Below are 25,535 nucleotides of genomic sequence, written 5' to 3' on the forward strand. Positions count from 1 at the left end.
CTACTTGCTTTCCACTTGTCTGGATGATCCCCGATCGGCCTTTCTCCCGTCGGCCCAGCGCTTGAGTCCGACCAGCAGGCCGACACCCAGCGCCAGGCCACCCAGCGCATAGAAGATCTCGCTGCGACTGTCAGCGGTGATCAACTCGCCCAACTGGCTGCCGAGCAGGGTGACCCCGGCCAGGCCCGGGGCGATGCCCAGGGTGGAACCGATCAGGTAGTCGCGAAAGCGCAGATGGAAGGCCCCGGCCATCATGTTGGTCAGGGTAAAGGGGGCCAGCGGCAGCAGGTTGACCAGCGTCATGGTGCGGATGCCGCGTCCCGACAGGTAGCGTGACAGGCCGTTCAAGCGCTTTCCCCCGTAGCGCAACAACGCATCGCGGCCAAGCTTGCGACCGACCCACCAGGTCAGGCAGGAGGCCGACAGGGTACCGATCAGAGCGTAGCCGAAGCCCCACCAGGGGCCAAATACCAGCCCGGTCGCTGCCACCAGCAGACTCAGCGGAAACATCACAAGCGATAGCCCTGCATAGACAGCAGCCACCACGACGATGGCCCAGGGGCTGTCGCGCCACGCCGTGCCACCCTGGGAAAGCTTCATCAGGGTGTCGACGGTAAGCAGGTCATGCATGGCCAGCCACTGCCAGGTCAGTCCCAGCGCTGCCAGCACGGTGATGGCCAGGGTCGGCAGTAGCCAGCGCCTCGTCATCGGGGGGATTCCTGAGTGGCGGGTGAGGGTGCGGGATGGTCGTTATCGGCAGTCAGCGCCCATTTGAGGGGCTGCTGCTGAAAGTAGCGACAGAGCAGATCGTAGAGTCCCGGGTAGGCCTCCATCAGACGGTCGGGGGCGCTGAAGAAGGTCTCGCAGCAGACGGCAAAGCACTCGCCGGGATGGCTCGCGGCGTAGTCGTCGATGGGCGTGGGGTCGCCTGCTTCGAGGCGCCTTTGCAGATCCTGCCAGACCGCCGTGAACTCGCGATGCCACTCCCTGGAGGCGATGGCGACCGGCAGTGGTGGAAACCCGTCGACGTCCTGGGAATTGCCCATGTCGAGCTTGTGGGCGAATTCATGGATGACCACGTTGAAGCCATCCAGGCCACCGCTCTCGACCAGATCGGGAAAGGCGATCACCACCGGCCCCTGGTAGAAGGTCTCGCCGGCGCGCTCGTCCTCGTAGACGTGCATCACCCCGGCCTCGTCCATCTCTTCGACCTGGCGACGAAAGGCGTCGGGCAACACCAGTACTTCGTGCACGTTGGCAAAGGCTTCCTGGTGCTCGTGCTCGCTCCAGCCGAGCGTCAACAGGCAGGCCTGGGCCGCCAGGGCCAGGCGTTCCTCGCTATCCAGTGCCGCAGGGTCCAGGTCCGGGTGCAGGCTCAGACGCTTGTCGTGAAGAAACCGCCAGGCGCGCTGACCCAGACGCTGGGCCGAAGCCTCGGGCACCCGGGCCAGCAGGGGCAGCCGCGCCCGCGCGCTGGCCCAGGTGTCGGCGGGGAAGGGATGGCGGGCATCGAAGCGGGCCGCCCGCCAGCGCTTGAGTCGTGACAACACAGCCTAGCTGTCGTCCTGGTCCCTGGCGCCGGACTTCCACGACCAGTCGCGCAGGCGCAGGTCGAACAGGTCCTTGCGGCGGTCCTTGAGGTTGGTCACCGAGCCCTCGGCACGCACCACGGTCAACCGCGACAGATCCAGGTCGGAGAACATGATCATCTCGGTGTTGGGGGTGGTCTCTGCCATCACTGCGTCGTGGGGGAAGGCGAAGTCGGAAGGCGAGAACACCGATGACTGGGCGTACTGGATGTCCAGGTTCTCGATGGACGGCACATTGCCGACGCTACCGCACAGCACCACGTAGCATTCGTTCTCGATGGCTCGGGCCTGGGCGCAGTGACGAACCCGCAGATAGCCGTTCTTGGTGTCGGTCCAGAAGGGCACGAACAGCAGGTCCATGTCCTGATCGGCGAGCAGTCGGCCTAGCTCCGGGAACTCCACGTCGTAGCAGATCAGGATGCCGATGCGTCCGGCATCCGTCTGGAATACGCACAGATCCTCGCCGCCCTCGATCACCCAGTCGCGGCGCTCCTGGGGGGTGATATGCAGCTTGGCCTGGCGCTCGATGGAGCCGTCGCGGTGGCACAGGTAGGCCACGTTGTAGAGGCGTCCGTCGTCACCTTCCTCGATCATCGATCCGGCGATGATGTTGATGTTATAGGCCACCGCCATGCGCGACATTTCGGTCTTGAAGCGCTCGGTGAAGCCGGCCAGAAAGCGGATGGCCGCCATCTGGTCCTGCTGGGCGGCGCGGTCCTGAAGGCCCATCAGCGGTGCATTGAACAGCTCCGGGAAGACCGCAAAGTCGCTCTGGTAGTCGGACAAGGCATCGACGAAGTACTCGACCTGCTGCAGCACCGCCTCCACCGAGGCGAACTCGCGCATCTGCCACTGCACGGCGCCGACCCGAACCTGGGTCGGACGACTTTCCAGCATGCGTTCGGCCGGCTCGAACAGGATGTTGTTCCACTCGAGCAGGGTCGCGTAGCCCTGGGACTTCTCGTCTTCGGGCAGATACTTGCGCAGCAGGCGCTTGACCTGGAAGTCGTTGGACAACTGGAACGACAGGATCGGGTCATGCAGCTCCTTGCGCGAGACCTTGTCGATGTACTCGCTCGCCGACATGCTGTCGGCCACCCGGTGATACTCGGGGATGCGTCCGCCGGCCAGGATGGCCTTGAGGTTGAGCTGGCGACAGACCTCCTTGCGCGCCTCGTAGAGGCGACGGCCAAGGCGATAGCCGCGGTAGTCGGGGTCGATCAGCACGTCGATGCCGTACATGGCATCGCCGTCCTTGGCGTTCTGGATCGTCTCGCGCTTGCCGATCAGGTCGTCGTACTTGTGCGGGTTGGAGAACTCCTCGTAGTCGACCAGGGCGGTAAGCGCCACGCCGATGACCCGGCCGTCGTCCTCGATGACGATCTGGCCGTCAGGAAACTCCGCCACCAGCCTGTCGATGGTGATCCTGGGCCAGGCTCCGCCGATGTCGTGGTAGACCTTGTCCATCAGCCCCTTGAGCTGAGGGTAGTCGTCACAGGTGAGGTTACGGAGATTGAGCTGAAGATCATCGAGGGACATGAAGCGTTCCTCCGGAAATGGACCGCATAGTCTAACATGCCGCCCAGGGCAAGGCGGAACGAGGTGTGCAGCATAGCGCAAAAGCATAAGCGTTATGCATCTAAAGTTCGGGGGGCAGTAGTGCACATCAAGGGAAGCATGAAGCGCTGGAGAGAGCGCTGGAAAGAACACGTCCAACAAACAGCGGGCCTTGCCACGACAAAGGCCCCGCCGTAGCGGAGCCTTGGGATGCTGCGTGCAAGCTCTGCAGCGCAGGTGTCCTGCAATCTGGAGGCTTAGACGTCGTTTTCCGGCTCGTTGGCCGAATCGACACCGCTGTCTTCCACCAGGTCGCCCTCGTCCAGCGCCGACTGGCTGTCGCTGGCGGAAGCGTCGTCGCTGGGCGCGTGGTTGGAGTCGACACCGCCATCCTTGACGATCTCGCCTCCGGGAATGGCGCCATCTTCGCCCTCGGCCTTCGCTGAATCGTTGGAGGAGTCGACGCCGCTATCTTCAGGCATGACTTGCTCCTGCTTCATCTCTTCGTCTCCCTCGGCGTGGTGATCGGCCAGGGCGGCGCTGGAGAACAGGCCGATCAAGCCGGCCAGGGCGAGGCGCTTCAGCAGTGTGGTCTGGTAGGTGTTCATCGTAGTACCTCCGGGTTGTAGCTGTTGATGATGCTCTGATGACGGCCCAACGGCATTCCCGTCGTCGACCTTTCATTGTCCGTCGCTTCATGCGGGGACTGAAGGGTGGGGGGCGGGATGTGGGGCGGGTCGTGAGCAGGCCTGCTCGCGACATATTGCGTCACCTTCCTGGTGACGCCATCGAGTGGGTGGCCTGAGCCCTTCCGTGGGCCCTGTGTTCTTCCCTGTCGGTGTCGGGCACTGAGCCTGTCCGCTGGCTCTGTTGGGCTTCCTGCCCAGCGGTTCCTTCCTGGAACCTCTTGCGGCCATCCTGGCCGCTATCACGCGGCAACCACTGCCACGCGGCTGTTCGGGTCAAGGCCTGGGCCCTTCCGTGGGCCCCGAGATCGTCCATGGGGATATCGGGCGCGAGCCTGTCCATCGCTCAGTCGTGGGCATCCTGCCCTGCGGTTCCTTCCTGGAACCACCGGCAGCCATCCTGGCCGCCCTGCCGTGGCGAGTCCCTGCCACTGTGACCGTCCGTGGCCTGGCGATTATTCGGTGTCGTTGGCTGAGTCGACGCCGCTATCCTCTGCCAGCTCACCCTTCGGCTGGGTCTCGGACATGCTGTCGTCGGCTTGCTCGGCGCTGTTGGAAGAGTCGACGCCACCGTCTTCGACGAGGGGCTTGTCGGCATTCATGGCGCTGTCATCGGCCATGCTGGAAGAGTCTTGCTGTTCGGTCACATTGTTTGAGGTATCGACGCCGCTTTCCTGGGCTTCGTTTTCCTCATGGTGAGCGGCCATGGCCATGCTGGAGAACAGTGCCATCGTGCTCATGAGTGCTGCGGCCTTGACGATGTGTTTCATGCGGAACCTCTCGTCGCTGGATTTGCAGAGGCCGTTGGCGTCCTGTGCTCAACGGTTGTACTAAACCTATACAACGCATGGTGGATTTGCAAATACGGACGTTATTCCTGTCTAACTATGGTTAGCCGTTTCAGCGACATCTTGACGTCCTCGGCCCTTGTGACGGGGCCGCGGGACGAAAGTCAGCGGGCCTCGCCGTGACGGCGGATCGGCTGCCGGAAGGTCTGGGCCGTCAGTACGCCGGCAAGCACCAGAGCGCCGCCGCTGAGGTGGTACCAGCCAAGCCGTTCGCCGAGCCAGAGCATGGCGATCAGGGCGCTGAACAGCGGCATCAGATTGATGAAGATGCTGGCGCGGCTGGCGCCGATGTGGCGAATCGCGAACATCCACAGATAGGTGGTGATGATAGAGGCGGGGATGCCGGCGTACAGGATCAGGCCGGCGTTGCTTGTGTCGATCGGTGTCATTGGGCCCAGCAGGTAGGCCGGCAGCAACAGCAGGACGGCGAACACCGCTTGAACGTAGAGCATGACCCAGGGCGATATGGCAAGCGGCCAACGCTTGAGCATGACCCCGTAAAGGGCGTAGCAGGTCGCGGCCACCACCATCAGCGCATCGCCAGGGGCCACTTCCAGATTGGCCAGGACGGCGATGTCACCTCGGCCGAGTAGCCACAGCACGCCAGCGAGAGCCATCACGCCGCCCAGGCAGCCGCCCCAGCTAGGTGGCTCACGCAGCACCAGGGCGCTGAGCAGAATCGTCAACAGCGGCACCATGGCCGCCAGAATGCCCATGTTGGTGGCGCTGGTAGAGGCCGCCGCGACGTAGGCCAATCCTTGCCACAGGGCCATGCCCAGCAGTCCCAGAAGCGCAAGCTTGGGCCAATGCGTGGCGATGGCGTGTCGCTCGCGCCAGCTCTGGCGCCAGACGAAGGGCGTCAACACGGCCACCGCCAGTAACCAGCGCAGGAAGGCGATGCTGCTGGGGGCGATGGTGCCGACGGTCAGCTGGTTGATGGTCATGTTGCCGGACCAGATCAAGACGGCGCCCAGGGGGGCCAGAAAGGGCAGGAGGGGCATCGGGACGGGTCCATGTCATCGAGAAGGTCTGGCGGAAAAGGCACCGCCGCCAGTCAAGGCGGCGGTCGATAACGCAATACCAGTTGTACAGCAGGCTTGTACAGGATTCGAGTGACGTATCACTGTGTCCTGCCCAGGCGTTTAGCCGATAGCGGCGGCACCGGCCTTGGCGACCTGGATGTCCTGGTCCGGCTTGACGCCGGAGATGCCAACGGCACCGGCCACCTGGCCGTCGATGATCACCGGCACGCCACCGGACATCAGGCCCTCCATGGGCGCCGACAGGAAGGCGTTGCGGCCGCCGTTGATCATGTCTTCGAAGACCTGGGTCTCCTTGCGACCGATGGCGGCGGAGCGGGCCTTGGCCATCGCGACGTCGGCACTGAACGGTGCTGCGCCGTCGAGGCGGCGCAGGCCTAGCGGGTAGCCGCCATCATCGCTGACGACGATGGTCACGGCGAAGCCATTGGCCTCGGCTTCCTTCTGGGCAGCGTCGAGGATGGCGTTGACCTGGGACTGGTCGAGGTAAGGCTTGGTCGGCATGGGGAGTCCTTGTGATTGAGGGTTGTGGTTAATGTGGAAAATATTTTCGTTTTTAGTCTAGGCGCTCTGGGCCTGTCTGACCAGAGCCTCGTCGACGATCTCGATCCAGTGGCGCACCGGGGTGCGGTTAGTCGCAGCGAGATGGGTCTGGCACCTGAAGATGTCAGCGCGGTGACCATCCGTCCTTAGCCCAGCGCTTTATCGACGATCTCGATCCAGTAGCGCACCGGGGTGCGGTTAGTCGCAGCGAGATGGGTCTGGCACCTGAAGATGTCAGCGCGGTGACCATCCGTCCATTGCGCCATGATCACATGCTAGCCAAGGGCCTCATCGACGATCTCGATCCAGTGGCGCACCGGGGTGCGATTGGTCGCGGCCAAATGGGTCTGGCACCTGAAGATGTCGGCGCGGTGACCATCCGTCCTTAGCCAAGGGCCTCATCGACGATCTCGATCCAGTGGCGCACCGGGGTGCGATTGGTGGCGGCCAGATGGGTCTGGCACCCAATGTTCGCGGTGACAACCACCTCCGGCTTGCCTTCCTCCAGCGCGTCCATCTTGTTGTCACGCAACTGGCGTGACAGCTCGGGCTGGGTGATCGAGTAGGTACCGGCGGAGCCACAGCAAAGGTGACCATCTCGCACCGGCGTCAGGGTGAAGCCCATCCTGGTCAGTACCGTTTCCACCGCGCCGTTGAGCTTCTGGGCGTGCTGCAGGGTGCAGGGGCAATGGAAGGCCAGGCGCTGGTCGGCGCGCACGTCGAGGGTTGTCAGGTCTTCCTGCCCCAGCACCTCGACCAGGTCCTTGGCGGCCTCGCTGACCCGGCGCGCCTTCTCGGCATAGTCGGGGTCGTCGGCCAGCACTTCGACATACTCCTTGACGAAGGCGCCGCAGCCGCTGGCGGTCTGGATGATGGCCTCGCAGCCGGCGTCCAAGTGAGGCAGCCAGGCGTCGATGTTGCGTCTGGCTCGCTCGCGTCCGGCTTCCTGGGCGTTCAGGTGAAAGTCGATGGCGCCACAGCAGCCGACCTCGGGGGCAGGCGTCAGGCCGATCCCCAGGCGGTCCAGCACGCGGGCAGTGGCGGCATTGGTGTTGGGCGAAAGACCAGGCTGCACGCAGCCTTCGAGAATCAGCATCTGGCGCGGATGACGCTTGCCGTCGGGGCGCTTGCCAGCGTCGACCGGGGCCGGGGGCATCTTGCTCTTGAGCGCCCCGGGGACCAGCGGCTTGAAGGTCTGGCCCAGCGCCAGCAGGGCCTTGAACCGGCCGGGCTCGACCAGTGCCTTGCGCAGGCCGAAGCGAAGCGCCTTGTCGGAGGTGCTGCGCGGCACACGCCGCTCGATCTCGGCGCGGCCGATATCCAGAAGCTTGTGGTACTCGACGCCTGAGGGGCAGGTCGTCTCGCAGTTGCGACAAGTGAGGCAGCGGTCGAGGTGAAGACGGGTTTCCTCGGTGATCTGGTCGTCGTCTTCAGGGCTTTCGAGCATCTCCTTCATCAGGTAGATGCGGCCGCGCGGACCGTCGCGCTCATCGCCAAGCAACTGGTACGTCGGGCAGGTGGCATTGCAGAAGCCGCAGTGGACGCAGCTTCTCAGGACTCTGTCGGCCTCGCGAATATGCGGCTTCTCGAGGTCTTTTTCGCTGAAATGGGTCTGCATGTTGTTATCCGCTAGTCATGGTCGAGGCCCGGACCTTCGCCGGGGCCAAACGGGGGATCAGGTCGTCTGTCGATGGCTGTCCGATCATGCCGCCTTCGCCGGGCGGCTGTGATCGTTCAGCGCCCGGTCTACCAGTCCGGATACAGTCGGCGCGGATTGAAGATGCCGTCGGGATCGAGCTTGCGTTTCACCCGCTGGTGGTACTTGGCGACCACCGGCTGCAGTGGCGTGAAGGGCTCGGCGGTGCCCGGTGTGAAGCAGGTGGCGTGGCCACCTGCCTGGGCGACGGCGTCGCGCAGCGACTCGGCGTCGACCTGCCCCTTGAGCCAGCGCTGATTGCCGGCCCAGTCGAGCAGCAGTTGATGTGGCTCGACGCCGGCGATGTCCAGGCTCGGGGTGTTGGTCGGCAGGCTGATCCGCCACAGCGGCGTGCTGGCGTCGCTGAAGAAGGGCAGCGACAGGTCTCTGAGCCCGCGCCAGAAGTCGGCCTCGAGGGCGTCCCCGCCGATCGCCTCGCGGGTGGCGGCCACCGAGCTTGCACCGCCTTCGAGACGCAGATGCAGGGCGCCACTGTGCCAGGCCGCTGCGCTCAAGGGGAGCGGCTTGCGTCCCCATTCGGCCAGACGACTCAGAGCCTCTGACTGGGACATTTCCAGACGCAGGCTGGCGCTGGCGGTGGGTAGCGGCAGCACCTTGAGGGTGACTTCGGTGATCAGTCCCAGGGTGCCCTGGGCGCCGACCATCAAGCGTGACAGGTCGTAACCTGCCACGTTCTTCATGACTTCGCCGCCGAAGCGCTGTTCACGCCCCTGGTGATCGAGTACCCGCAGGCCCAGCACGAAGTCTCGCACCGAGCCGGCCCAGGGGCGGCGGGGGCCGGACAGTCCGGCGGCGATGGTGCCGCCGACGGTGGCCTCGGCACCAAAGTGCGGGGGTTCGAAGGGCAGCATCTGGCCCTGATCGGCCAGCGCCTCCTCGAGTTTAGAGAGAAGGGTGCCAGCACGCACCGAGACAATCAGCTCGACCGGATCGTAGCTGGTGATACCGCGGTGTTCGCGGGTGGATACCGGCGTACCTTCCACCGGGCGGCCATAGAAGGCCTTGGTGTTGCCGCCGACGATGCGAAGCGGACGTTCGGCGCTTGCCGACTGGATCGCTTCGGACAGAGCCGCGAGGCCGTCGAAGGCGGAAGGGGAAACGTCATTGTTGGACATGGTGGTACCTGAATTCCGACAAAGAGGGACAAACGTCGACAAGGCGCGACACACGGAGCACGGCAGCGCTGCAAGGGCGTCACGGTCGTTGGCAGGAGACGAGGCTTGCCGCCTTCCTGCCTGAACCGTGACCCTTTCCTGCGGCGCCTGGAATCGCGGCGGCTCTGGCTAGAACCTTGGCAGTTCCGGGTGCGGCAGCTCGTTGTTGTGCACCATGCATGGCACTGAACCTTGATCGCGCGCAGCGCGCCAGCGTCGGGACGCTCTCGTGGCTGTCATGGCTAGAACCTTGGCAGTTCCGGGTGCGGCAGCTCGTTGTTGTGCACGTGCATCGCACTGAACCTTGATCGCGCGCAGCGCGCCAGCGTCGGGACGCTCTCGTGGCTGTCATGGCTAGAACCTTGGCAGTTCCGGGTGCGGCAGCTCGTTGTTGTGCACGTGCATCGCGCCGAACTCGGCGCACCGGGCCAACGTCGGGATGTTCTTGCCTGGGTTGAGCAGTCCCTCCGGGTCGAAGGCGGCCTTGACCGCGTGGAAGGCGGTGATCTCCAGGCTGTCGAACTGGGCACACATCTGGTTGATCTTCTCGCGGCCGACGCCGTGTTCACCGGTGATCGAACCGCCGGCTTCCACGCATAGCTCGAGAATCTTGCCGCCCAGTGCCTCGGCGGTTTCGAGTTCCCCTTCGCGGTTGGCATCGAACAGGATCAAGGGGTGCATGTTGCCGTCGCCGGCGTGGAAGACGTTGGCCACCTTGAGCCCGTACTGCTCTGACAGATCGCTGATGCCCTTGAGCACCCTCGGCAGCTCGCGGCGAGGAATGGTGCCGTCCATGCAGTAGTAGTCCGGCGACATGCGGCCGACCGCAGGGAAGGCGTTCTTGCGACCGGCCCAGAACTTGGCGCGTTCGGCCTCGTCGCGGGCGAGCTGAACGTCGCTGGCGCCAGCCTTGGCCAGCACTTCACGCACGGTCTCGATATCGTCGTCCACGTCGGCCTCGACGCCGTCGAGCTCGCACAGCAGGATCGCCTCGGCGTCCACCGGGTAGCCGGCTCGGATGAAGTCTTCGGCGGCGCGGATGGCCAGGTTGTCCATCATCTCGAGGCCACCTGGGATGATACCGGCGGCGATGATGTCACCGACCGCGGCGCCGGCCTTTTCCACGTCATCGAAACTGGCCATCAGCACCTTGGCGGTCTCGGGCTTGGGCAGCAGTTTGACGGTGATCTCGGTGACCACGCCGAGCATGCCCTCGGAGCCCATCATCAGCGCCAGCAGGTCGAAACCGGGGCTGTCGAGCGCCTCGGAACCGATGGTCATGCGCTCGCCCTCGATGGTCATCACCTCGAGCCTCAGCACGTTGTGTACGGTGAGGCCGTACTTGAGGCAGTGCACGCCGCCGGCGTTCTCGGCCACGTTGCCGCCGATCGAGCAGGCGATCTGGGAGGAGGGGTCCGGCGCATAGTAGAGCCCGTAGGGCGACGCCGCCTCGGAAATGGCCAGGTTGCGCACCCCTGGCTGGACCCGGGCGATGCGGGCGTCGGCGTCGATGTCGATAATCCGATTGAAGCGCGACATGACCAGCAGCACGCCTTGTTCCAGCGGCAGGGCCCCACCGGAAAGTCCGGTGCCAGCGCCGCGGGTGACCACCGGCACGCCGAGTTCACGACACTGCTTGAGCAGCGCCTCGACCTGGTCCAGGCGCTCTGGCAGGGCCACCAGCATGGGCAGTACGCGGTAGGCCGACAGGCCGTCGCATTCGAAGGGGCGCAGGTCTTCCTCGCGGTGCAGCAGGGTGAGGTCGGGGACCACGCGGGTGAGTTCGGCGAGCACCTCGTTCTTGTCGCGGCGTGGCAAGGCGCCGTCCAGGCGTTCGTCATAGAGGATGTTCATGACGCTTCCTCGGTTGAGCTAGCACGGTCGTGCGGCTAATGATGGTTATTGTCTGCACTACAATCTGCGTTGTCTTGACCTCGGTGTCCAGATTTTGGTTTGCTGGTCTGACCAGTTATTGGCAGATGTGCTCGGTTCAGGGCATCAATACGGACGACGAACCGCGCACGCTGCGGGAGGTAGGACATGTGGGACAACGAAGAACGACTGGCACCGAGCAGCACCTCCCAGGCCATCGCCTCGAAGCTCGAGACGCTGATCCTTGACGGTGTCTTTCGCCCGGGCCAGCTGTTGCCCTCGGAACGGCGGCTGTGTGAGCGGCTGGGGGTGGGGCGTTCGTCGCTGCGCGAGGCGCTCGGCAGCCTGCGAAGCAAAGGGGTGATCGTGACTCGCCAGGGGCGTGGCTCCGAGGTGGCGCCACTGGTGGAGGCGCCCCATGCCACGCCCTTGATGCACCTGTTTCGCGAGCACCCACGCACCCTGTACGACCTGCTCGAGGTGCGTGCGCTGCTGGAAGGGGAGTCGGCGAGCCTGGCCGCGAGCCGCGGCACCGCCTCGGACAGGGTGCTGATCACCCGACGCTATCGCGAGATGGCGGACTACGTGGAAAAGGCGGACCCCCTCGAGGTGGAGCGTCTGGCGCGACTCGACCACGCCTTTCACCTGGCCATCTGCCAGGCGTCGCATAACCCGGTGCTGGCGCATACGCTGCAGAGCCTGACCGACCTGCTGCTGAGCTCGGTGTTCGCCTCGGTCAAGCACCTCTATCATCGTCCTGACGCCAGGGACATGATCAACCGCCAGCACGCCCGCCTGCACCGCGCGGTGGTAGAGGGCAAACCACAACTGGCGCGGCGGGTGGCGCTGGAGCACCTGTCCACCATCGGTGACATGCTGCGCGAGATCGAGGCCGAGGATCAGCGTCTGGAGCGCTCGGCCATGCGCCTGGAAGAGTGGTAAGTGCCGGGACGACGGCAGAGACTTCTGCGCGCCGTCCGGGGACCTGCTATTCCTCGTCGATGATGCCGCTGACGGCGGCTACCTCGAGCTTGTGGCCGAGGTGCGCGCGCAGGATGTCGCCCAGGCGCTTGCCATCGCGGGCCTCGATCGCCTCCAGCATGGCCTCGTGATCGTCGACGGCCTTGGCCCAGTTGGCCGAGCCCATCTCGACGCTGTAGCGAATGCGCTTCACCCTTTGGCTCAGGTTGTTGTACATCTCGATCAGCACGTCGTTGTTCGACGCGGCCAGGATGCGTTCGTGGATCTGCTGGTTGACCTCGAAGTAGGGGGCCAGCTCCTGGCGCTGGTAGTGGCCCAGCATCAGCTGATGCAGACGACGGATCTCCTCGACGTCGGCATCTGTCAGGTGCTGACAGGCCAGCTCACCGGACAGGCCTTCCAGGGCGCCCATGACGTCATAGGTGTTCTTGACCCCACGCCGGGTCAGGCGCACCACGCGGGAACCTCGGTTGGGCAGGTTCTCGACCAGCCCTTCCGAGGTCAGCACCTTGAGGGCTTCTCTGAGCGGGGTGCGTGACACACCGAAGGTTTCACACAGGGCCTTTTCGGCGATCTTCTCGCCGGGCAGCAGGCTGCCTTGCTCGATCAGGTCGCGGATCCTGTCGGCCACTTCCAGGTACAGGCTACGCGGCTGAATCTTTTCCATAGCGGATTTCCCGGGCTCATCATCGTTTGACGGTCGAACGCTTGACGGTTCAACTTTTCCGTATTATGAATTCATTATTCAAATTATGCGAGTGTTGGCGAGCGTATTTGGCCAGGCACTCGGGTAACCCTGTGAGGCAGCGAGGGGCGGGGAGCCGAGCGGCGTCGATCAATTTTTCGACCGCTGTCTTGCTGCCTGCCTTTTCTGTCTTCTCTCATATCTTGCGCTGGAGTTGCTATGGCCGGAAACGTATTTCTTGCACAGGTACAATTGTCGCGTCAGTCGGCGCGGCAATTGCTCGACGCCGTCTTCGCCTTTGCCCGCAAGGGCGAACTGCCTCCTCTGACCGCGGTGGTGCTGGACGCCGGCGGCAATCCGGTGGCGGCCGAGCGTGAAGACGGCTGCAGCCCGCTGCGCTGGTCGGTGGCCAACGGCAAGGCCTACGCCGCGCTGGGTATCGGGGTATCCAGTGGTACCACCGGCGAGCGTAACCGCGAGCGTCCCGCCTTCCTGGCGGCGGTGGCCGAGGCCTCCGGGGGCCGCTTCGTGCCGGTGGCCGGGGGAGTACTGATCCTCGATGACGATCAGCGCATCCTGGGTGCGGTCGGTGTCAGCGGCGCTTCCTCGGCCGACGATCAGGCCGCCGCCATCGCTGGCATCGAGGCGGCAGGCTGGCAAGCCGGGCTGGAGCCCGAGACGGTCTCAGATCCCTGATCCCGGTCTGGCAACTGTCTGGCGACAGGGATGGATGCCAGACCCGTCAGCAAGCGACAGAGCGAGCCTTCGAGCTCGCTTTTTTTGTGTATGTCTCCAGGGATGCAGCAAGGGAGCGAGTGGCTTGGATAGCTCGTTGTTTCGATATAAGCCACTGAAAGCTAAGAAATAAATATTCTCTAAGGCGAGTTTGCGAAAGACAAAAGTATAATACCTAATTTTGAATTATGTATCCATATTGACCCTGACCCAGCGGGAAGCGACTCCTGTCCCCAGGCCCTGAACGCCCTGGAAACGGAAAGCTCAAGTGACGGAATCCGCGACTGACGGAACCGTTACGTGAAGAGCACGCCAGCTCCCGTTGAGGCTTCCTCCAGGGTGCCAGCCGGCGCCCACCGCCAGACCACGATGGACAACAACAATCGGAGTGAGGGTTATGAAACTGCTGAAGACCGTACTGGCCGCATCCGTACTGGCGCTTGGCGTCGGTGCCGCTCAGGCCGACGAGGTGCAGATCAAGTTCGGCCACGTCGGTGGCCCGGGATCGCTGTTCGAGAAGACCGCCAACGAGTTCGCCCGTCTGGCCAACCAGCGCCTGGAAGGCGAGGCCGAGGTGGTGACCTATGGCTCCAGCCAGCTGGGTTCCGACGAGCAGATGCTCAACAAGCTCAAGCTCGGCACCATCGATCTGTCGCTGCCGTCGTCGATCATGAGCAGCGTGGCGCCGGAATTCTCGCTGTTCGAGATGCCCTACCTGATCGAGGACCGGGAGCACCTCGCCCGAGTCCGCGACGAGGTACTGCGTGATGTCCTGTATCCGGTCGCCGAAGACAAGCGCTACCGCATCATCGGCATCTGGGAGAACGGCTTCCGTCAGATCACCAACAACGTCCGCCCGATCGTGGTCCCTGAGGATCTCGATGGCATCAAGCTGCGTACCCCCAACGGTGTGTGGCGGGTCGAGATGTTCAAGAGCTACGGCGCATCGCCGGCGCCCATGGCGCTGTCCGAGGCCTTCGTCGCGCTGCAGACCGGTGCCATGGACGGTCAGGAAAACCCGCTGGTACAGATCTATTCCCAGCGCTTCCAGGAGGTCCAGGACTACCTGTCGCTGTCCAATCACGTCTATTCCCCGGCCTATGTGCTGGCAGGTGCCAGCTGGACCCGCCTGCCCGAGCACGTTCGCGAGGTGCTGATCGAGACCGCCGAAGAGGTCGAGGCCTTCGCACTGGAGCAGGGCGCCTCGCTTGACGAAAGCCTGGTCAGCACCATGGAGGAGGAAGGCATGGAGGTGAACGAGGTCGACACCGACGCCTTCGTCGAGGGTTCCCGCGGGATCTACGAGAAGTTCGCCGCCGAGGTGGAAGGTGGTGAGGAACTGTTGTCGCGGGTGGAAGCACTGCGCGAATAACGCCTGTCCACTGCGGCCTCTCCACCTTCGGTGAGGCCGCATCCACCTTCGGAGGATGCTCTGTGCTTACCACCATTTCCGCGGCCTACCAGAAGATTCTGGAGGTCATCGTCTTTCTCAATGTGCTGGCGCTGACCCTGGTGGTGACCATCGGGTTCGCGTCACGCCTTTTGGGCTCTCCTTTCAGCTGGTACGACGAGGTCGCCTCGATCGGACTGGCCTGGCTGACCTACTACGGCGCCGCCCTGGCCGCCCTCAAGGGCGCCCATATCGCCTGTCCCAGCGTGATCAACATGGTTTCGCCGTCCATTCGCCTGCCCATCGCGCTGCTCGCCGAGGCGATCACCATCGGCTTCTTCGTGCTGCTCGGCGTCACTGGTTTTCAGGTGGTGCAGATTCTTGAAGGCTCCACCCTGGTGAGCCTGCCCAGCATCTCGGTGCAGTTCACCCAGTCGGTGATTCCGATCGGTGCCGCGATGTTCATTCTCGCCCAGCTGCTCAGGCTCCCCGAGGTCATCCGGGCTGCCAAGGGAGCCGGCTTCGTCGATCACGAGCTCGAAGAGGCCGGTGTGCTGGCCGACGACGTGCGTACCGACGATTCACCCACCGGTCCGCAGCGCGCCAGCTGACGAGGAGAACCCCATGATCATTGCTTCCATGTTCTTCGGCCTGATCGGGCTGATACTGATCAACGTGCCGGTGGCCATCGCCCTCGGCCTCGTCGGCGCCCTGGCCACCGTGGCCAGCTACGGCACCCTGGCCCTGCCCAATGTCGGCATGGTGATGTTCGACGGTGCTACCAAGTTCCCGCTGATCGCGATACCGCTGTTCATCCTGGCCGGCGCCATCATGAACGCCTCGAGCATCTCGCGCCGTCTGATCGATCTGGCCTCGGCCATGGTCGGCTTCATCAAGGGCGGTCTCGCCATGGTGACCATCGGCGCCTCGATCTTCTTTGCCGAGATATCTGGCTCCGCCGTCGCCGGTGTCTCGGCGATCGGCTCGATCCTGATTCCGGCCATGCGCAAGAAGGGCTACTCCAAGGAGTTCGCCGCCGCCATCTCGTCCTCGGCGGCGAGCCTGGCGATCATCCTGCCGCCGTCGATCCCGATGATCCTCTACGCGGTCATGTCCGGCGAGTCGGTGGTCAAGATGTTCGTCGCCGGCATCTTCCCTGGTCTGCTCGGCGCCCTGGGGCTGGCGGCCATGTGCTACTTCCTGGCACGTCGTCACAACCTGCCGGCGGAGCAGAGCTTCCGGGCCTCGCGTCTGTGGGAGGCCTTCAAGGGCGCCATCTGGGCGCTGCTGATTCCGGTGATCATCCTCGGCGGCATCTTCGGCGGCATCGTCACCGCCACTGAAGGCGCGGCGCTGGCGGTGGTCGTGGCGATCTTCATCAGCGCGGTGATCTATCGCGAGTTCAGCCTCAAGATCTTCTACAAGGCCTGTCTCGATGCTGGCGTGCAGACGGCGGTGGTGATGCTGCTGGTGGCTTCCTCTGCAGTGGTCGGTCTGTATCTGACCGAGACCCAGATTCCCCAGCAGCTGGCCAACTCGATCGCCGAGATGACCGACAACAAGTACGTGGTACTGGCGCTTCTGAACGTCATCTTCCTGGTGCTGGGCATCTTCCTGCACTCGGCGGCGGCGATCATCCTGGTGGTGCCCATCGTGCTGCCGCTGGTGACCGCGGTGGGCATCGATCCGCTGCACTTCGGTCTGATCGTGACGCTGAACCTGGCCATCGGCCAGCAGACCCCGCCGGTGGCCAGCGTACTGATCGCTTCCTGCTCCATCGCCAAGGCCGACATCTGGGCCACCACGCGCACCAATCTGTGGTTCCTGGCGGTGCTGTTCGTGATCCTGCTGATCAACACCTACGTGCCCGCCGTGGCCCTGGCGCTGGTCAACCTGATCTACGGCGTGTGATCGCGACCACCACAAGGAGAACAACGACATGAGCGACAACGATCAGGGCCAGGTGCACTACCACAGCGAAGATGGCGTCGCCTGGCTGACCTTCGATCGCACCGCCAGCCGCAACGCCATGACCTGGCAGATGTACGACCAGCTCGAGGCCCACTGCGAGACCATCGAGAACGACCCGGAGCTGGTCGCGGTGGTGATGCGTGGCGCCGGCGGCGAAGCCTTCGTCGCCGGCACCGACATCAAGCAGTTCGCCGCCTTTGACAAGGGCGAAGACGCCATCGCCTACGAGCGTCGCATCGACCGGGTGGTCGGGCGGGTGGAGATCCTGCCGCTGCCGACGCTGGCGCTGCTGGAAGGCTTCTGTGTCGGCGGTGGCGCGGCCATCGCCCTGGCCTGTGACTTCCGCCTGGCGACACCGAGTCTCAAGTTCGGTATCCCCATCGCCAGGACGCTGGGCAACTGCCTGTCGATCACCAACGTCTCGCGGCTGGTCGAGCACGCCGGCATCGCCCGGGCCAAGCAGGTACTGATGGCGGGCGAACTGGTACGTGCCGAGGAGGCCCTGGCCCTGGGGCTGGTCGGCGAGATCGTCGACGCCGAGACCATCGAGGCGACGGTGGCCGAGCGGGCGCAGGCGTTCAAGGAGCGTGCCCCCTTGACCGTTCGGGCGGCCAAGGAGGTGATCCAGCGGGTCATCGAACAGCGCCGCCCGGCCTTCGACGCCAGCGACGACTGGATCGCCACCTGCTACACCAGCCGCGACTTCAAGGCCGCGGTGGACAAGTTCGTCAACAAGACACCCTTCCGCTGGCAGGGTCAGTAAAGGCCCTGAGGCAAGGAGAACCACAATGCTGCCACTCGATGGGATCAAGGTACTCGACGTTTCGCAGATCATGGCCGGCCCCTACTGCACCATGGTGCTGGGAGACATGGGCGCCGAGGTGATCAAGGTCGAGAAGGCCAACGGCGGCGACGACAGCCGCCAGATGGGCCCCTACGTCGAGGATGAATCGACCTGTTTCGCCCAGATCAACCGCAACAAGAAGAGCATTTCGCTCAACCTGAAAGAAGAGAAGGGCCGCGAGGTGTTCTATCGCCTCGCCAAGGAAGCCGACGTGGTGGTCGAGAACTATCGACCCGGCGTCACCCAGTCGCTGAAGATCGACTACGACAGCCTCAAGGCGATCAACCCGGGGCTGATCTACTGCTCGATCTCGGGCTACGGCCAGACCGGTCCGTCGCGTCACAAGGGCGGCTTCGACCTGGTGGCCCAAGGCATGAGTGGGCTGATGTCGATGACCGGCGAACCGGGCCGGCGTCCGCTCAAGACCGGGGTCGCCGTCTACGATATCGGCGCCGGGCTGACCGCCATCTACTCGATCCTGGCGGCCTATATCCACCGTCAGCGTAGTGGCGAAGGCCAGCACCTGGACATCGCCATCGCCGAGTGTGGCCTGCCCTGGTTCACCTGGGAGGCGGGCGCCTACTTCTCCGAAGGCCGAGTGCCCGAGGCCACCGGCTGGCGCCATCGGGTGTCCGCGCCCTACCAGGCGATGCGGGTACGCGACGGTTACATGATGCTCGGCTGCGCCAACCAGCGTACCTGGGAGCGTTTCTGCGAGGACGTCATCGAGCGCCCCGAGCTGATGGTCGACGAGCGCTTCAAGACCAACCTCGACCGCGGGGCCAACGTCGAGGCGCTGGAAGCCATCCTCGAGGACATCCTCGGGCAACAGGATCGCGCCTACTGGCTCGATCGCTGTGACGTCGCCGGGGTGCCGGCAGGGCCGATCAACGACTTCGACCAGGCCATGCACGACGAACACTACCTGGCCCGCGAGATGGTGCTGGAGGTCGATCATCCGACCATGGGGCGGATGAAGACCCTGGGCTTTCCCAGCAAGTTCTCGGCGACCCCGTTGGCGATTCGCCAGCCGGCGCCGCTGTTCGCCCAGCACACCGACGAGGTGCTTGGGGAGATCGGGCTGGCAGCGGACGAGATCGACGCGCTGCGTCAGCAGGGTGCCGTGCGCTGACACCGGCACCACCGTGATCGGCAGCTAGCGTCTGGCATGTCGCCGAATCGGTGGGGCGGTGCCACCATAAAAATTGCATTCATTATTACAGATTATTACAAGAGGGGCGCGGCAGCGCTTGGCGCCCGAACAGCTATCCAGGCGTCGCCCAGTGCGACGCCTGGCCAGGAGGCCTTACATGCTGAATCTCGACTTTCATCCCACCGGACGTCACTTCCTCCAGATCCCCGGCCCCTCGCCGGTACCGGATCGTATCCTGCGGGCCATGAGCCTGCCGACCATCGATCACCGTGGCCCGGAGTTCGGCGCCCTCGGGCGCGAATTGCTCGGCAAGGTCGGCAAGATCTTCAAGACCGACAAGCCGGTGATCATCTATCCGGCTTCCGGTACCGGGGCCTGGGAGGCCGCCCTGGCCAATACCCTGTCGCCGGGGGATCAGGTGTTGATGTTCGAGACCGGCCACTTCGCCTCTCTGTGGCATCGTCTGGCCCTGCGTCTCGGACTCGAGCCCGAGTTTCTGGGCCTGCCGGGGGCCGAGGGCTGGCGCCACGGTGTCCAGGCCGACATGATCGAGGCACGCCTCAAGCAAGACACCGAGCAGCGGATCAAGGCGGTGTGCGTGGTTCACAACGAGACCTCCACCGGTGTTACCAGCGACATCGCCGCGGTGCGCCGCGCGATCGACGGCGCCGGTCATCCGGCGCTGTTGCTGGTCGATACCATCTCGGGGCTTGCCAGCGCCGACTATCGCCACGACCAGTGGGGTGTCGACGTCACTATTTCCGGCTCCCAGAAGGGGCTGATGCTGCCGCCGGGGATCAGCTTCAACGCGATCTCCGACAAGGCCCTGGCCGCCAGTCGCGAGTCGCGGCTGCCCAAGAGCTTCTGGGCCTGGGACGAGATCCTCGAGGCCAACCAGGGCGGCTACTGGCCCTATACCCCCAATACCAATCTGCTCTACGGCCTCAACGAGGCCATCGACATGCTGCTGGACGAGGGGATGGATAACGTCCTGGCCCGTCATCAGCGCTGGGCGGCGGGCGTGCGCGCGGCGGTGAACGCCTGGGGACTCGAGATCCAGTGCCAGGACCCCGAGGTCTACTCGCCGGTGCTGACCGGCGTGGTGATGCCGGAGGGCGTCGACGCCGATGCCGTGCGCAAGCTGATCTACGAGCGCTTCGACCTGTCGCTCGGCACCGGGCTTGGCAAGGCCAAGGGACGCATGTTCCGTATCGGCCACCTGGGCGACTGCAACGACCTGACGCTGATGGCGACCCTGGCCGGCTGCGAGATGGGGCTGAAACTCTCCGGGGTGAGCCTTGCCGGCAGCGGCGTCGAGGCTGCCATGGCGTACTTCTCCGAGAACCCGGCGCCCCACGTGGCCCGCCTTGCTCGCGATTGAACCACCGCCCGCCCGTCGGCGGCGCTGTCGCCGACGGTCTACCCAGGGTTATCAAGGAGAGGGTGATGAACTCGTTGACGTCTGCCGCCAAGGGGCGGGATGCACGGATCCAGCCGCTGCCGGACTTTGCCGCGCGCCTGGCCAGGGAAATCCAGGGCGAGGTGCTGTTCGACGCCGCCAGTCGCGGCCGTTATTCCACCGACGCCTCGATCTATCAGATCACCCCGGTGGGCGTGGTGATCCCGCGCCATCAGGATGATCTGGCCACGGCCCTGGAGATCGCTCGTGGGGAAGGCATTCCGGTGCTGCCTCGCGGCGGCGGCACCAGTCAGTGCGGACAGACGGTGGGAGAGGCGCTGGTGATCGACGCCAGCCGCCATCTGAACGGTGTGGTGTCCTTCGACAAGGAGGCGCGCACGGTGGTGGTGGAGCCCGGCATCGTGCTCGATCACCTCAACGCCTGGCTCAAGCCCCGTGGCCTGTGGTTCCCGGTGGATGTTTCCACCAGCGCCCAGTGCACCCTGGGCGGCATGGCCGGCAACAACTCCTGCGGCTCGCGCTCGATCCACTACGGCAACATGGTGCATAACGTCCAGGCACTGGACGTCCTGCTGGCTGACGGCGAGAAGGTGCACCTCGGTCTGGTCGACGAGCTGGCCGCCGGTTCCCGGGCGGCGCGGCTGGCCGAGCAGGTCGAGGCCATCGCCCGGCGCGAAGGCGAGCGCATCCGCGAGCACTATCCCAAGGTGCTCAGGCGGGTGGCGGGCTACAACCTCGATCTGTTCGACTGTCAGAACCCGCTGCCCTACGAGGCCGACGGTCGCGCCAACCTGGCCCATCTGCTGGTGGGGTCCGAGGGCACCCTGGCGCTGACCCGCCAGTTGACCCTGAAGCTGTCACCGTTGCCGCAGCACAAGGTGCTGGGGGTGGTGAACTTCCCCACCTTCTATCAGGCCATGGACCTGACCCAGCATATCGTGACCCTGTCACCGACGGCGGTGGAGCTGGTCGATCAGACCATGATCGCGCTGTCGCTGGAGAATCCGTCCTTCCGTCCGGTGATCGAGAAGGCCCTGATCGGCAAGCCAGAGGCGGTGCTGCTGGTGGAATTCGCCGGCGAGAACCGAGACGAGCTGCTGGCGAGCCTGGCCCGGTTGAACGAGCTGATGGCCGACCTGGGATTGCCCGACTGTGTCGTCGACATGCCCGAACCCAAGGCCCAGAAGGCGCTGTGGGACGTGCGCAAGGCGGGACTCAACATCATGATGAGCATGAAGGGCGACGGCAAGCCGGTGTCCTTCATCGAGGACTGTGCGGTGCCGCTCGAGCATCTGGCCGAGTACACCGACAAGCTCACCGAAGTGTTCCATCGTCACGGCACCGAGGGCACCTGGTACGCCCACGCCAGCGTCGGCACCCTGCACGTGCGCCCGATTCTCGACATGCGCCGGGACGGCGCCGAGAAGATGCGCGCCATCGCCGAGGAGGCCTCGGCACTGGTCAAGGCCTACAAGGGCGCCTACTCCGGTGAGCACGGCGACGGCATCTGTCGCGGCGAGTGGGTGGCCTGGCAGTTTGGCGAGACACTCAACGACGCCTTCCGCGAGGTCAAGGGGCTGTTCGACCCGGACAACCTGCTCAACCCCGGCAAGATCGTCGATACCCCGAAGATGGACGACTCGCGGCTTTTCCGCTTTCCCGGGGAGTACCAGCGCATCGAACTGACGCCGGTGCTGGACTGGTCGCCCTGGAACGTCGAGCGAGATCCCTTGAACGGCGAGCAGACCCCACCGGGTAGCGGCCGCGATGTCACCCGCGGCCTCGCCAGCGCAGTGGAGATGTGCAACAACAACGGCCACTGCCGCAAGTTCGATGCCGGCACCATGTGTCCTAGCTATCGCATCACCCGCGACGAGAAGCACCTGACCCGCGGCCGCGCCAATACCCTGCGCCTGGTGTTGTCCGGCCAGCTCGGTCGCGACGGCCTGGCCAGCGACGAGGTCAAGGAGGCGCTCGATCTGTGCGTTTCCTGCAAGGGCTGCAAACGTGACTGTCCCACCGGCGTCGATATGGCGCGGATCAAGATCGAGGCCCGGGCGGCACGGGTCGCCAAGGACGGGGTATCGCTGCGCGAGCGACTGATCGGTGACCTGCCCAGGCGCGCTCCGGTGCTGCGACGTCTGTCACCCTTGGTGAAGGCCATCGACGGCACGCCTTGGCTGGCCTCACCGCTGAAGCGGGCGCTGGGGCTGGCCGAGGAGCGCGCGCTGCCACGCGTCACCGACGACTACCTGGGGCGGGCCCGACAGGGCGAGCGACCGGCCGTTGCCGACCAGGCGATGAAGGAGGTGGTGCTGTTCGTCGACACCTTCAACAACTATATGGAAGCCGACAACGCCGAGGCCGCCATGCGCGTGCTTCAAGCCGCGGGTTACCGGGTGATCCTGGCGAGCGCTGCGGATCGTCGTCCGCTGTGCTGTGGGCGTACCTACCTGGCCAGCGGTCAGGTCGATCGGGCCCGGGCGGAGGCCGAGCGGACCCTGGCGGCGCTGACCCCCCACGTGGAGAAAGGGCTTGCCGTGGTCGGGCTCGAGCCATCCTGCCTGCTGACCCTGCGCGACGAGTTCCTGGGCTTCGGCCTGGGCGAGCCCGCCAAGCGACTGGCCGAGGCGAGCCTGTTGTTCGAGGAATTTCTGGTGCGCGAGAAGGATGCCGGCAGGCTGGAGCTTTCGCTCGAGGCGCTACCGGTGTCGCGGGCGCTGCTCCACGGCCACTGTCACCAGAAGGCGTTCGATGCCCTGACGCCGGTGCAGCAGGTGCTGTCCTGGATTCCCGAGCTCGAGGTGGAGACCATCCAGTCGTCGTGCTGCGGCATGGCCGGTAGTTTCGGCTACGAGCGTGAGCACTATGAGGCCTCCATGCAGATGGCGGAACTCTCGTTGCTGCCGGCGGTGCGCGACGCCGAGGATGCGCTGATCGTGGCCGACGGCACCAGCTGTCGTCACCAGATTCGTGACGGTGCCGCACGTGAGGCGCGTCATGTCGCCAGGGTGCTGGCCGAGGCGCTGGCCTGAGTCGTCGGGAGGGCAGGGGGCCAATGCGCGTGAGGGCAGTCCTCAGGTGAAGGCCGAACTGGCATACTCGGGGAAAGGGCAGCGCGAACAAGGAGAGCGCCATGATCGACCTACGCAGCGATACCGTGACCCAACCGACCGAGGCCATGCGTGATGCCATGGCCATCGCACCGGTGGGCGATGACGTCTGGGGTGATGACCCCAGCGTCGCCGCCTTCGAGGCTGAGGTGGCCGATCGCGCGGGCTTCGCCGCGGCGGCCTTCTTTCCCTCCGGCACCCAGAGCAATCTGACCGCCATGCTGGTCCACTGCGCGCGTGGCGACGAAGTGATCGCCGGGCAACGCTCGCACATCTATCGCGATGAAGGCGGCGGTGCTGCAGTCCTTGGCGGCATCCAGCCCCAGCCCCTGGCCCAGCAGGCAGACGGACGCATGGCGCTGGAGGATATCGCCGAGGCCATCAAGGGAGACGATATCCATCATGCGCGAACCCGACTGATCGCACTGGAAAATACCTTTCAGGGCCGGGTATTGCCCCAGGACTATGTGCAGGAGGTAACCGGCCTTGCCGCCGAGCGAGGCTTGGCCTGTCACCTCGATGGCGCCCGCCTGTTCAACGCCAGTGTCGCCACCGGCAAGTCGCTGGCGGAGCTGTGCGCCGGTTTCGATTCTGTATCGCTGTGCTTTTCCAAGGGGCTGGGTGCGCCGGTGGGCTCGTTGCTGGTCGGCGGCGAGCGCTTTATCGCCGCGGCCCGTCGCTGGCGCAAGACGCTGGGAGGCGGCATGCGCCAGTCGGGGCTGCTGGCGGCGGCCTGCCGGCATGCCTTGCATCACCATGTGGAGCGACTGGCCGACGACCACCGTCATGCCCGCCAGCTCGCCGAGTGGCTAGGTGGTATTGAAGGCATCGGGGTGGCAGGTCAGGCCACCAACATGGTCTTTCTCGACGTGCCGGCTCCTCACTGCGCCGCACTGGAGGGCTTTCTTGCCGAGCGTGGCATCTTGATCGCGGTGAGGCCGCGCACCCGCCTGGTGACCCATCTGGGGGTCAGCGAGTCGGATGTACGCCGAGTGGCGACGGAGATCGCAGCGTACTTTGCCTCTCTCGCACAGGAACCGATAACGGAGTAGGCAGAGTTTGGAAACAGCGTCCACTATATAGGCAGGGTGGGCGCCCAGCGCCCCCCATCCACAAGGATAACCTCGTCAGGAGCGGGCCATGGCCATCTATCGTCTGGGTAACCATTCCCCCCATATTCATCGCACCGTCTTCGTCGCCGAGAGCGCCGAGGTCATCGGCCAGGTGAAAATCCATGAAGACGCCAGCATCTGGTACCAGGCGGTACTCAGGGGCGACACCGAATCACTTGAAGTGCGCGAAGGCAGCAATATCCAGGATGGCGCCGTGCTGCACGCCGATCCCGGCTACCCGCTGTCGGTGGGACCGGGCGTCACGGTGGGGCACCAGGCGATGTTGCATGGCTGCACCGTGGGCGAGGGCTCGTTGATCGGCATCCAGGCGGTGGTGCTCAATGGCGCCGTGATCGGCAAGAACTGCCTGATCGGGGCAGGGGCGCTGGTCAAGGAAGGTGCCGAGATCCCCGACAACAGCCTTGTCGTCGGCTCGCCGGGCAAGGTGATCCGGCAACTGGACGACAAGGCCATCGCCGCACTCAAGACCAATGCCGAGGGCTACGTGACCAAGGCGCGGCTACATCGTACCCGGCTGGCTCGCATCGGCTAGGTCATCAGAGCCTGCGCTCGTCGACGTTTCGGACAGCGCCTGGCCCCCCTTCGCAAGAGGCCACGGACACTTCGCCGCGCTGTCTGTGGTCTGCGGGCAACTCGTCAACACCCTGGAGGGAGCAGCCTCCCCGGCCTAGAGATGCCGTCGGGTCGGTCTTCTGTGCCGCTTGACCCTGTGTGGACCGGGAGCCTTGTGCCTCAGCAACAGCATGGATTCCGAGGATCTCGCGCCGTTGGTAATCACCACGACGGCGATCACGGTGATCATGGCAAGCAGCAGATAGGACATCTGAATTTCCCCTGGTCGAGAGTCGTGGCCCTTGTCGAGGCCATGCGTGCGTGGGCGCTCACGAAGAGCCATCCCCTGGTCAGTACGAAGGCAACGCGCCTTGCCGGTGAACCTGAAAGCAAGAATGCTGCACGTGCGTACTACACTGAATTAACTCTAGGCGCAGGGTATAAGGGCCGCCATATCGGCACAGAGGTAGTCAAACTGTGCTTAGAGTGGCGCAGTTCTCGAGCAAAGGTGGCGCCTGTCGCCAACAAGAAGGGGGTGTCATCGTCGATGAC

The 25,535-nt window shown here is 64.8% G+C and carries 22 protein-coding genes; 11 read left to right on the forward strand and 11 right to left on the reverse strand.

Translation table 11 applies throughout. The features are described 5' to 3' along the window. The 10 genes from KUW00_RS21460 to glcD form a co-directional block, all read right to left on the reverse strand. The gene (locus KUW00_RS21460; protein WP_108132413.1) at positions 1–708 is read right to left on the reverse strand and encodes a TVP38/TMEM64 family protein; all 708 of its coding nucleotides are present in this window, start codon (positions 706–708) and stop codon (positions 1–3) included. Continuing rightward, a complete protein-coding gene (locus KUW00_RS21465; protein WP_222570093.1) occupies positions 705–1,550 on the reverse strand; it encodes a zinc-dependent peptidase in 846 nt (281 codons plus the stop codon). The genes KUW00_RS21460 and KUW00_RS21465 overlap by 4 nt, the downstream gene beginning before the upstream one ends. A gap of 3 nt (positions 1,551–1,553) precedes the next feature. Continuing rightward, on the reverse strand, positions 1,554–3,128 hold the full coding sequence (locus tag KUW00_RS21470; RefSeq protein ID WP_045991713.1) for a bifunctional GNAT family N-acetyltransferase/carbon-nitrogen hydrolase family protein: 1,575 nt from the start codon (positions 3,126–3,128) through the stop codon (positions 1,554–1,556). Between the two features lie 275 nt (positions 3,129–3,403). Beyond that, positions 3,404–3,754, reverse strand: coding sequence for a hypothetical protein (locus tag KUW00_RS21475; RefSeq protein ID WP_108132416.1), 351 nt, complete (start codon positions 3,752–3,754; stop codon positions 3,404–3,406). Between the two features lie 533 nt (positions 3,755–4,287). Continuing rightward, positions 4,288–4,602 (reverse strand): hypothetical protein, encoded by a 315-nt coding sequence (locus KUW00_RS21480; RefSeq protein WP_045991716.1) that lies wholly within the window; start codon positions 4,600–4,602, stop codon positions 4,288–4,290. 182 nt (positions 4,603–4,784) lie between these two features. Next, positions 4,785–5,681, reverse strand: coding sequence for a DMT family transporter (locus tag KUW00_RS21485; RefSeq protein ID WP_045991717.1), 897 nt, complete (start codon positions 5,679–5,681; stop codon positions 4,785–4,787). 141 nt (positions 5,682–5,822) lie between these two features. After that, the gene (locus tag KUW00_RS21490) at positions 5,823–6,224 is read right to left on the reverse strand and encodes a GlcG/HbpS family heme-binding protein (RefSeq protein WP_045991718.1); all 402 of its coding nucleotides are present in this window, start codon (positions 6,222–6,224) and stop codon (positions 5,823–5,825) included. A gap of 424 nt (positions 6,225–6,648) precedes the next feature. Further along, positions 6,649–7,881: a glycolate oxidase subunit GlcF gene (gene glcF / locus KUW00_RS21495; protein WP_045991719.1), complete on the reverse strand. Its 1,233-nt coding sequence runs from the start codon at positions 7,879–7,881 to the stop codon at positions 6,649–6,651. Positions 7,882–8,009: 128 nt separating this feature from the next. Further along, a complete protein-coding gene (glcE, locus tag KUW00_RS21500; RefSeq protein WP_222570094.1) occupies positions 8,010–9,095 on the reverse strand; it encodes a glycolate oxidase subunit GlcE in 1,086 nt (361 codons plus the stop codon). A gap of 393 nt (positions 9,096–9,488) precedes the next feature. Continuing rightward, complete coding sequence (gene glcD / locus KUW00_RS21505) at positions 9,489–10,988, reverse strand: glycolate oxidase subunit GlcD (RefSeq protein ID WP_108132420.1); 1,500 nt, start codon at positions 10,986–10,988, stop codon at positions 9,489–9,491. Between the two features lie 186 nt (positions 10,989–11,174). Between glcD and glcC the strand changes: the two genes are divergently transcribed. After that, complete coding sequence (gene glcC / locus KUW00_RS21510; RefSeq protein ID WP_108132421.1) at positions 11,175–11,948, forward strand: transcriptional regulator GlcC; 774 nt, start codon at positions 11,175–11,177, stop codon at positions 11,946–11,948. A gap of 46 nt (positions 11,949–11,994) precedes the next feature. Here the strand turns inward: glcC and KUW00_RS21515 are convergent, their stop codons facing one another. Continuing rightward, entirely contained in the window at positions 11,995–12,654 is a 660-nt protein-coding gene (locus KUW00_RS21515; RefSeq protein ID WP_222570095.1) for a GntR family transcriptional regulator, read from the reverse strand. A 237-nt stretch (positions 12,655–12,891) separates the two neighbouring features. On the opposite strand from KUW00_RS21515, the gene KUW00_RS21520 reads away from it, so the two are divergent. The 10 genes from KUW00_RS21520 (at position 12,892) to KUW00_RS21565 (ending at position 24,963) form a co-directional block, all read left to right on the forward strand. After that, positions 12,892–13,368 (forward strand): GlcG/HbpS family heme-binding protein, encoded by a 477-nt coding sequence (locus KUW00_RS21520; protein ID WP_222570096.1) that lies wholly within the window; start codon positions 12,892–12,894, stop codon positions 13,366–13,368. 436 nt (positions 13,369–13,804) lie between these two features. Further along, positions 13,805–14,779 carry a TRAP transporter substrate-binding protein gene (locus KUW00_RS21525; RefSeq protein WP_222570097.1) on the forward strand — a complete coding sequence of 325 codons (975 nt, stop codon included), beginning with the start codon at positions 13,805–13,807 and terminating at the stop codon, positions 14,777–14,779. 62 nt (positions 14,780–14,841) lie between these two features. Further along, on the forward strand, positions 14,842–15,408 hold the full coding sequence (locus KUW00_RS21530; protein ID WP_071211091.1) for a TRAP transporter small permease: 567 nt from the start codon (positions 14,842–14,844) through the stop codon (positions 15,406–15,408). Between the two features lie 13 nt (positions 15,409–15,421). Beyond that, positions 15,422–16,708: a TRAP transporter large permease gene (locus KUW00_RS21535; RefSeq protein WP_222570098.1), complete on the forward strand. Its 1,287-nt coding sequence runs from the start codon at positions 15,422–15,424 to the stop codon at positions 16,706–16,708. Between the two features lie 28 nt (positions 16,709–16,736). Continuing rightward, positions 16,737–17,531 carry an enoyl-CoA hydratase/isomerase family protein gene (locus tag KUW00_RS21540; RefSeq protein ID WP_222570099.1) on the forward strand — a complete coding sequence of 265 codons (795 nt, stop codon included), beginning with the start codon at positions 16,737–16,739 and terminating at the stop codon, positions 17,529–17,531. Between the two features lie 25 nt (positions 17,532–17,556). After that, a complete protein-coding gene (locus KUW00_RS21545; RefSeq protein WP_222570100.1) occupies positions 17,557–18,744 on the forward strand; it encodes a CaiB/BaiF CoA transferase family protein in 1,188 nt (395 codons plus the stop codon). A gap of 178 nt (positions 18,745–18,922) precedes the next feature. Continuing rightward, a complete protein-coding gene (locus KUW00_RS21550) occupies positions 18,923–20,146 on the forward strand; it encodes a pyridoxal-phosphate-dependent aminotransferase family protein (protein ID WP_222570101.1) in 1,224 nt (407 codons plus the stop codon). A gap of 65 nt (positions 20,147–20,211) precedes the next feature. Next, entirely contained in the window at positions 20,212–23,220 is a 3,009-nt protein-coding gene (locus KUW00_RS21555; protein ID WP_222570102.1) for an FAD-binding and (Fe-S)-binding domain-containing protein, read from the forward strand. A 101-nt stretch (positions 23,221–23,321) separates the two neighbouring features. Next, complete coding sequence (gene ltaE / locus KUW00_RS21560) at positions 23,322–24,350, forward strand: low-specificity L-threonine aldolase (RefSeq protein ID WP_045991731.1); 1,029 nt, start codon at positions 23,322–23,324, stop codon at positions 24,348–24,350. A gap of 88 nt (positions 24,351–24,438) precedes the next feature. Beyond that, positions 24,439–24,963 carry a gamma carbonic anhydrase family protein gene (locus KUW00_RS21565; protein WP_045991732.1) on the forward strand — a complete coding sequence of 175 codons (525 nt, stop codon included), beginning with the start codon at positions 24,439–24,441 and terminating at the stop codon, positions 24,961–24,963. Positions 24,964–25,535 lie beyond the last annotated feature (572 nt).

This window comes from Halomonas sp. DP5N14-9, from assembly GCF_019802175.1.
In the GTDB taxonomy this organism is placed as follows: Bacteria; Pseudomonadota; Gammaproteobacteria; order Pseudomonadales; family Halomonadaceae; genus Halomonas; species Halomonas litopenaei.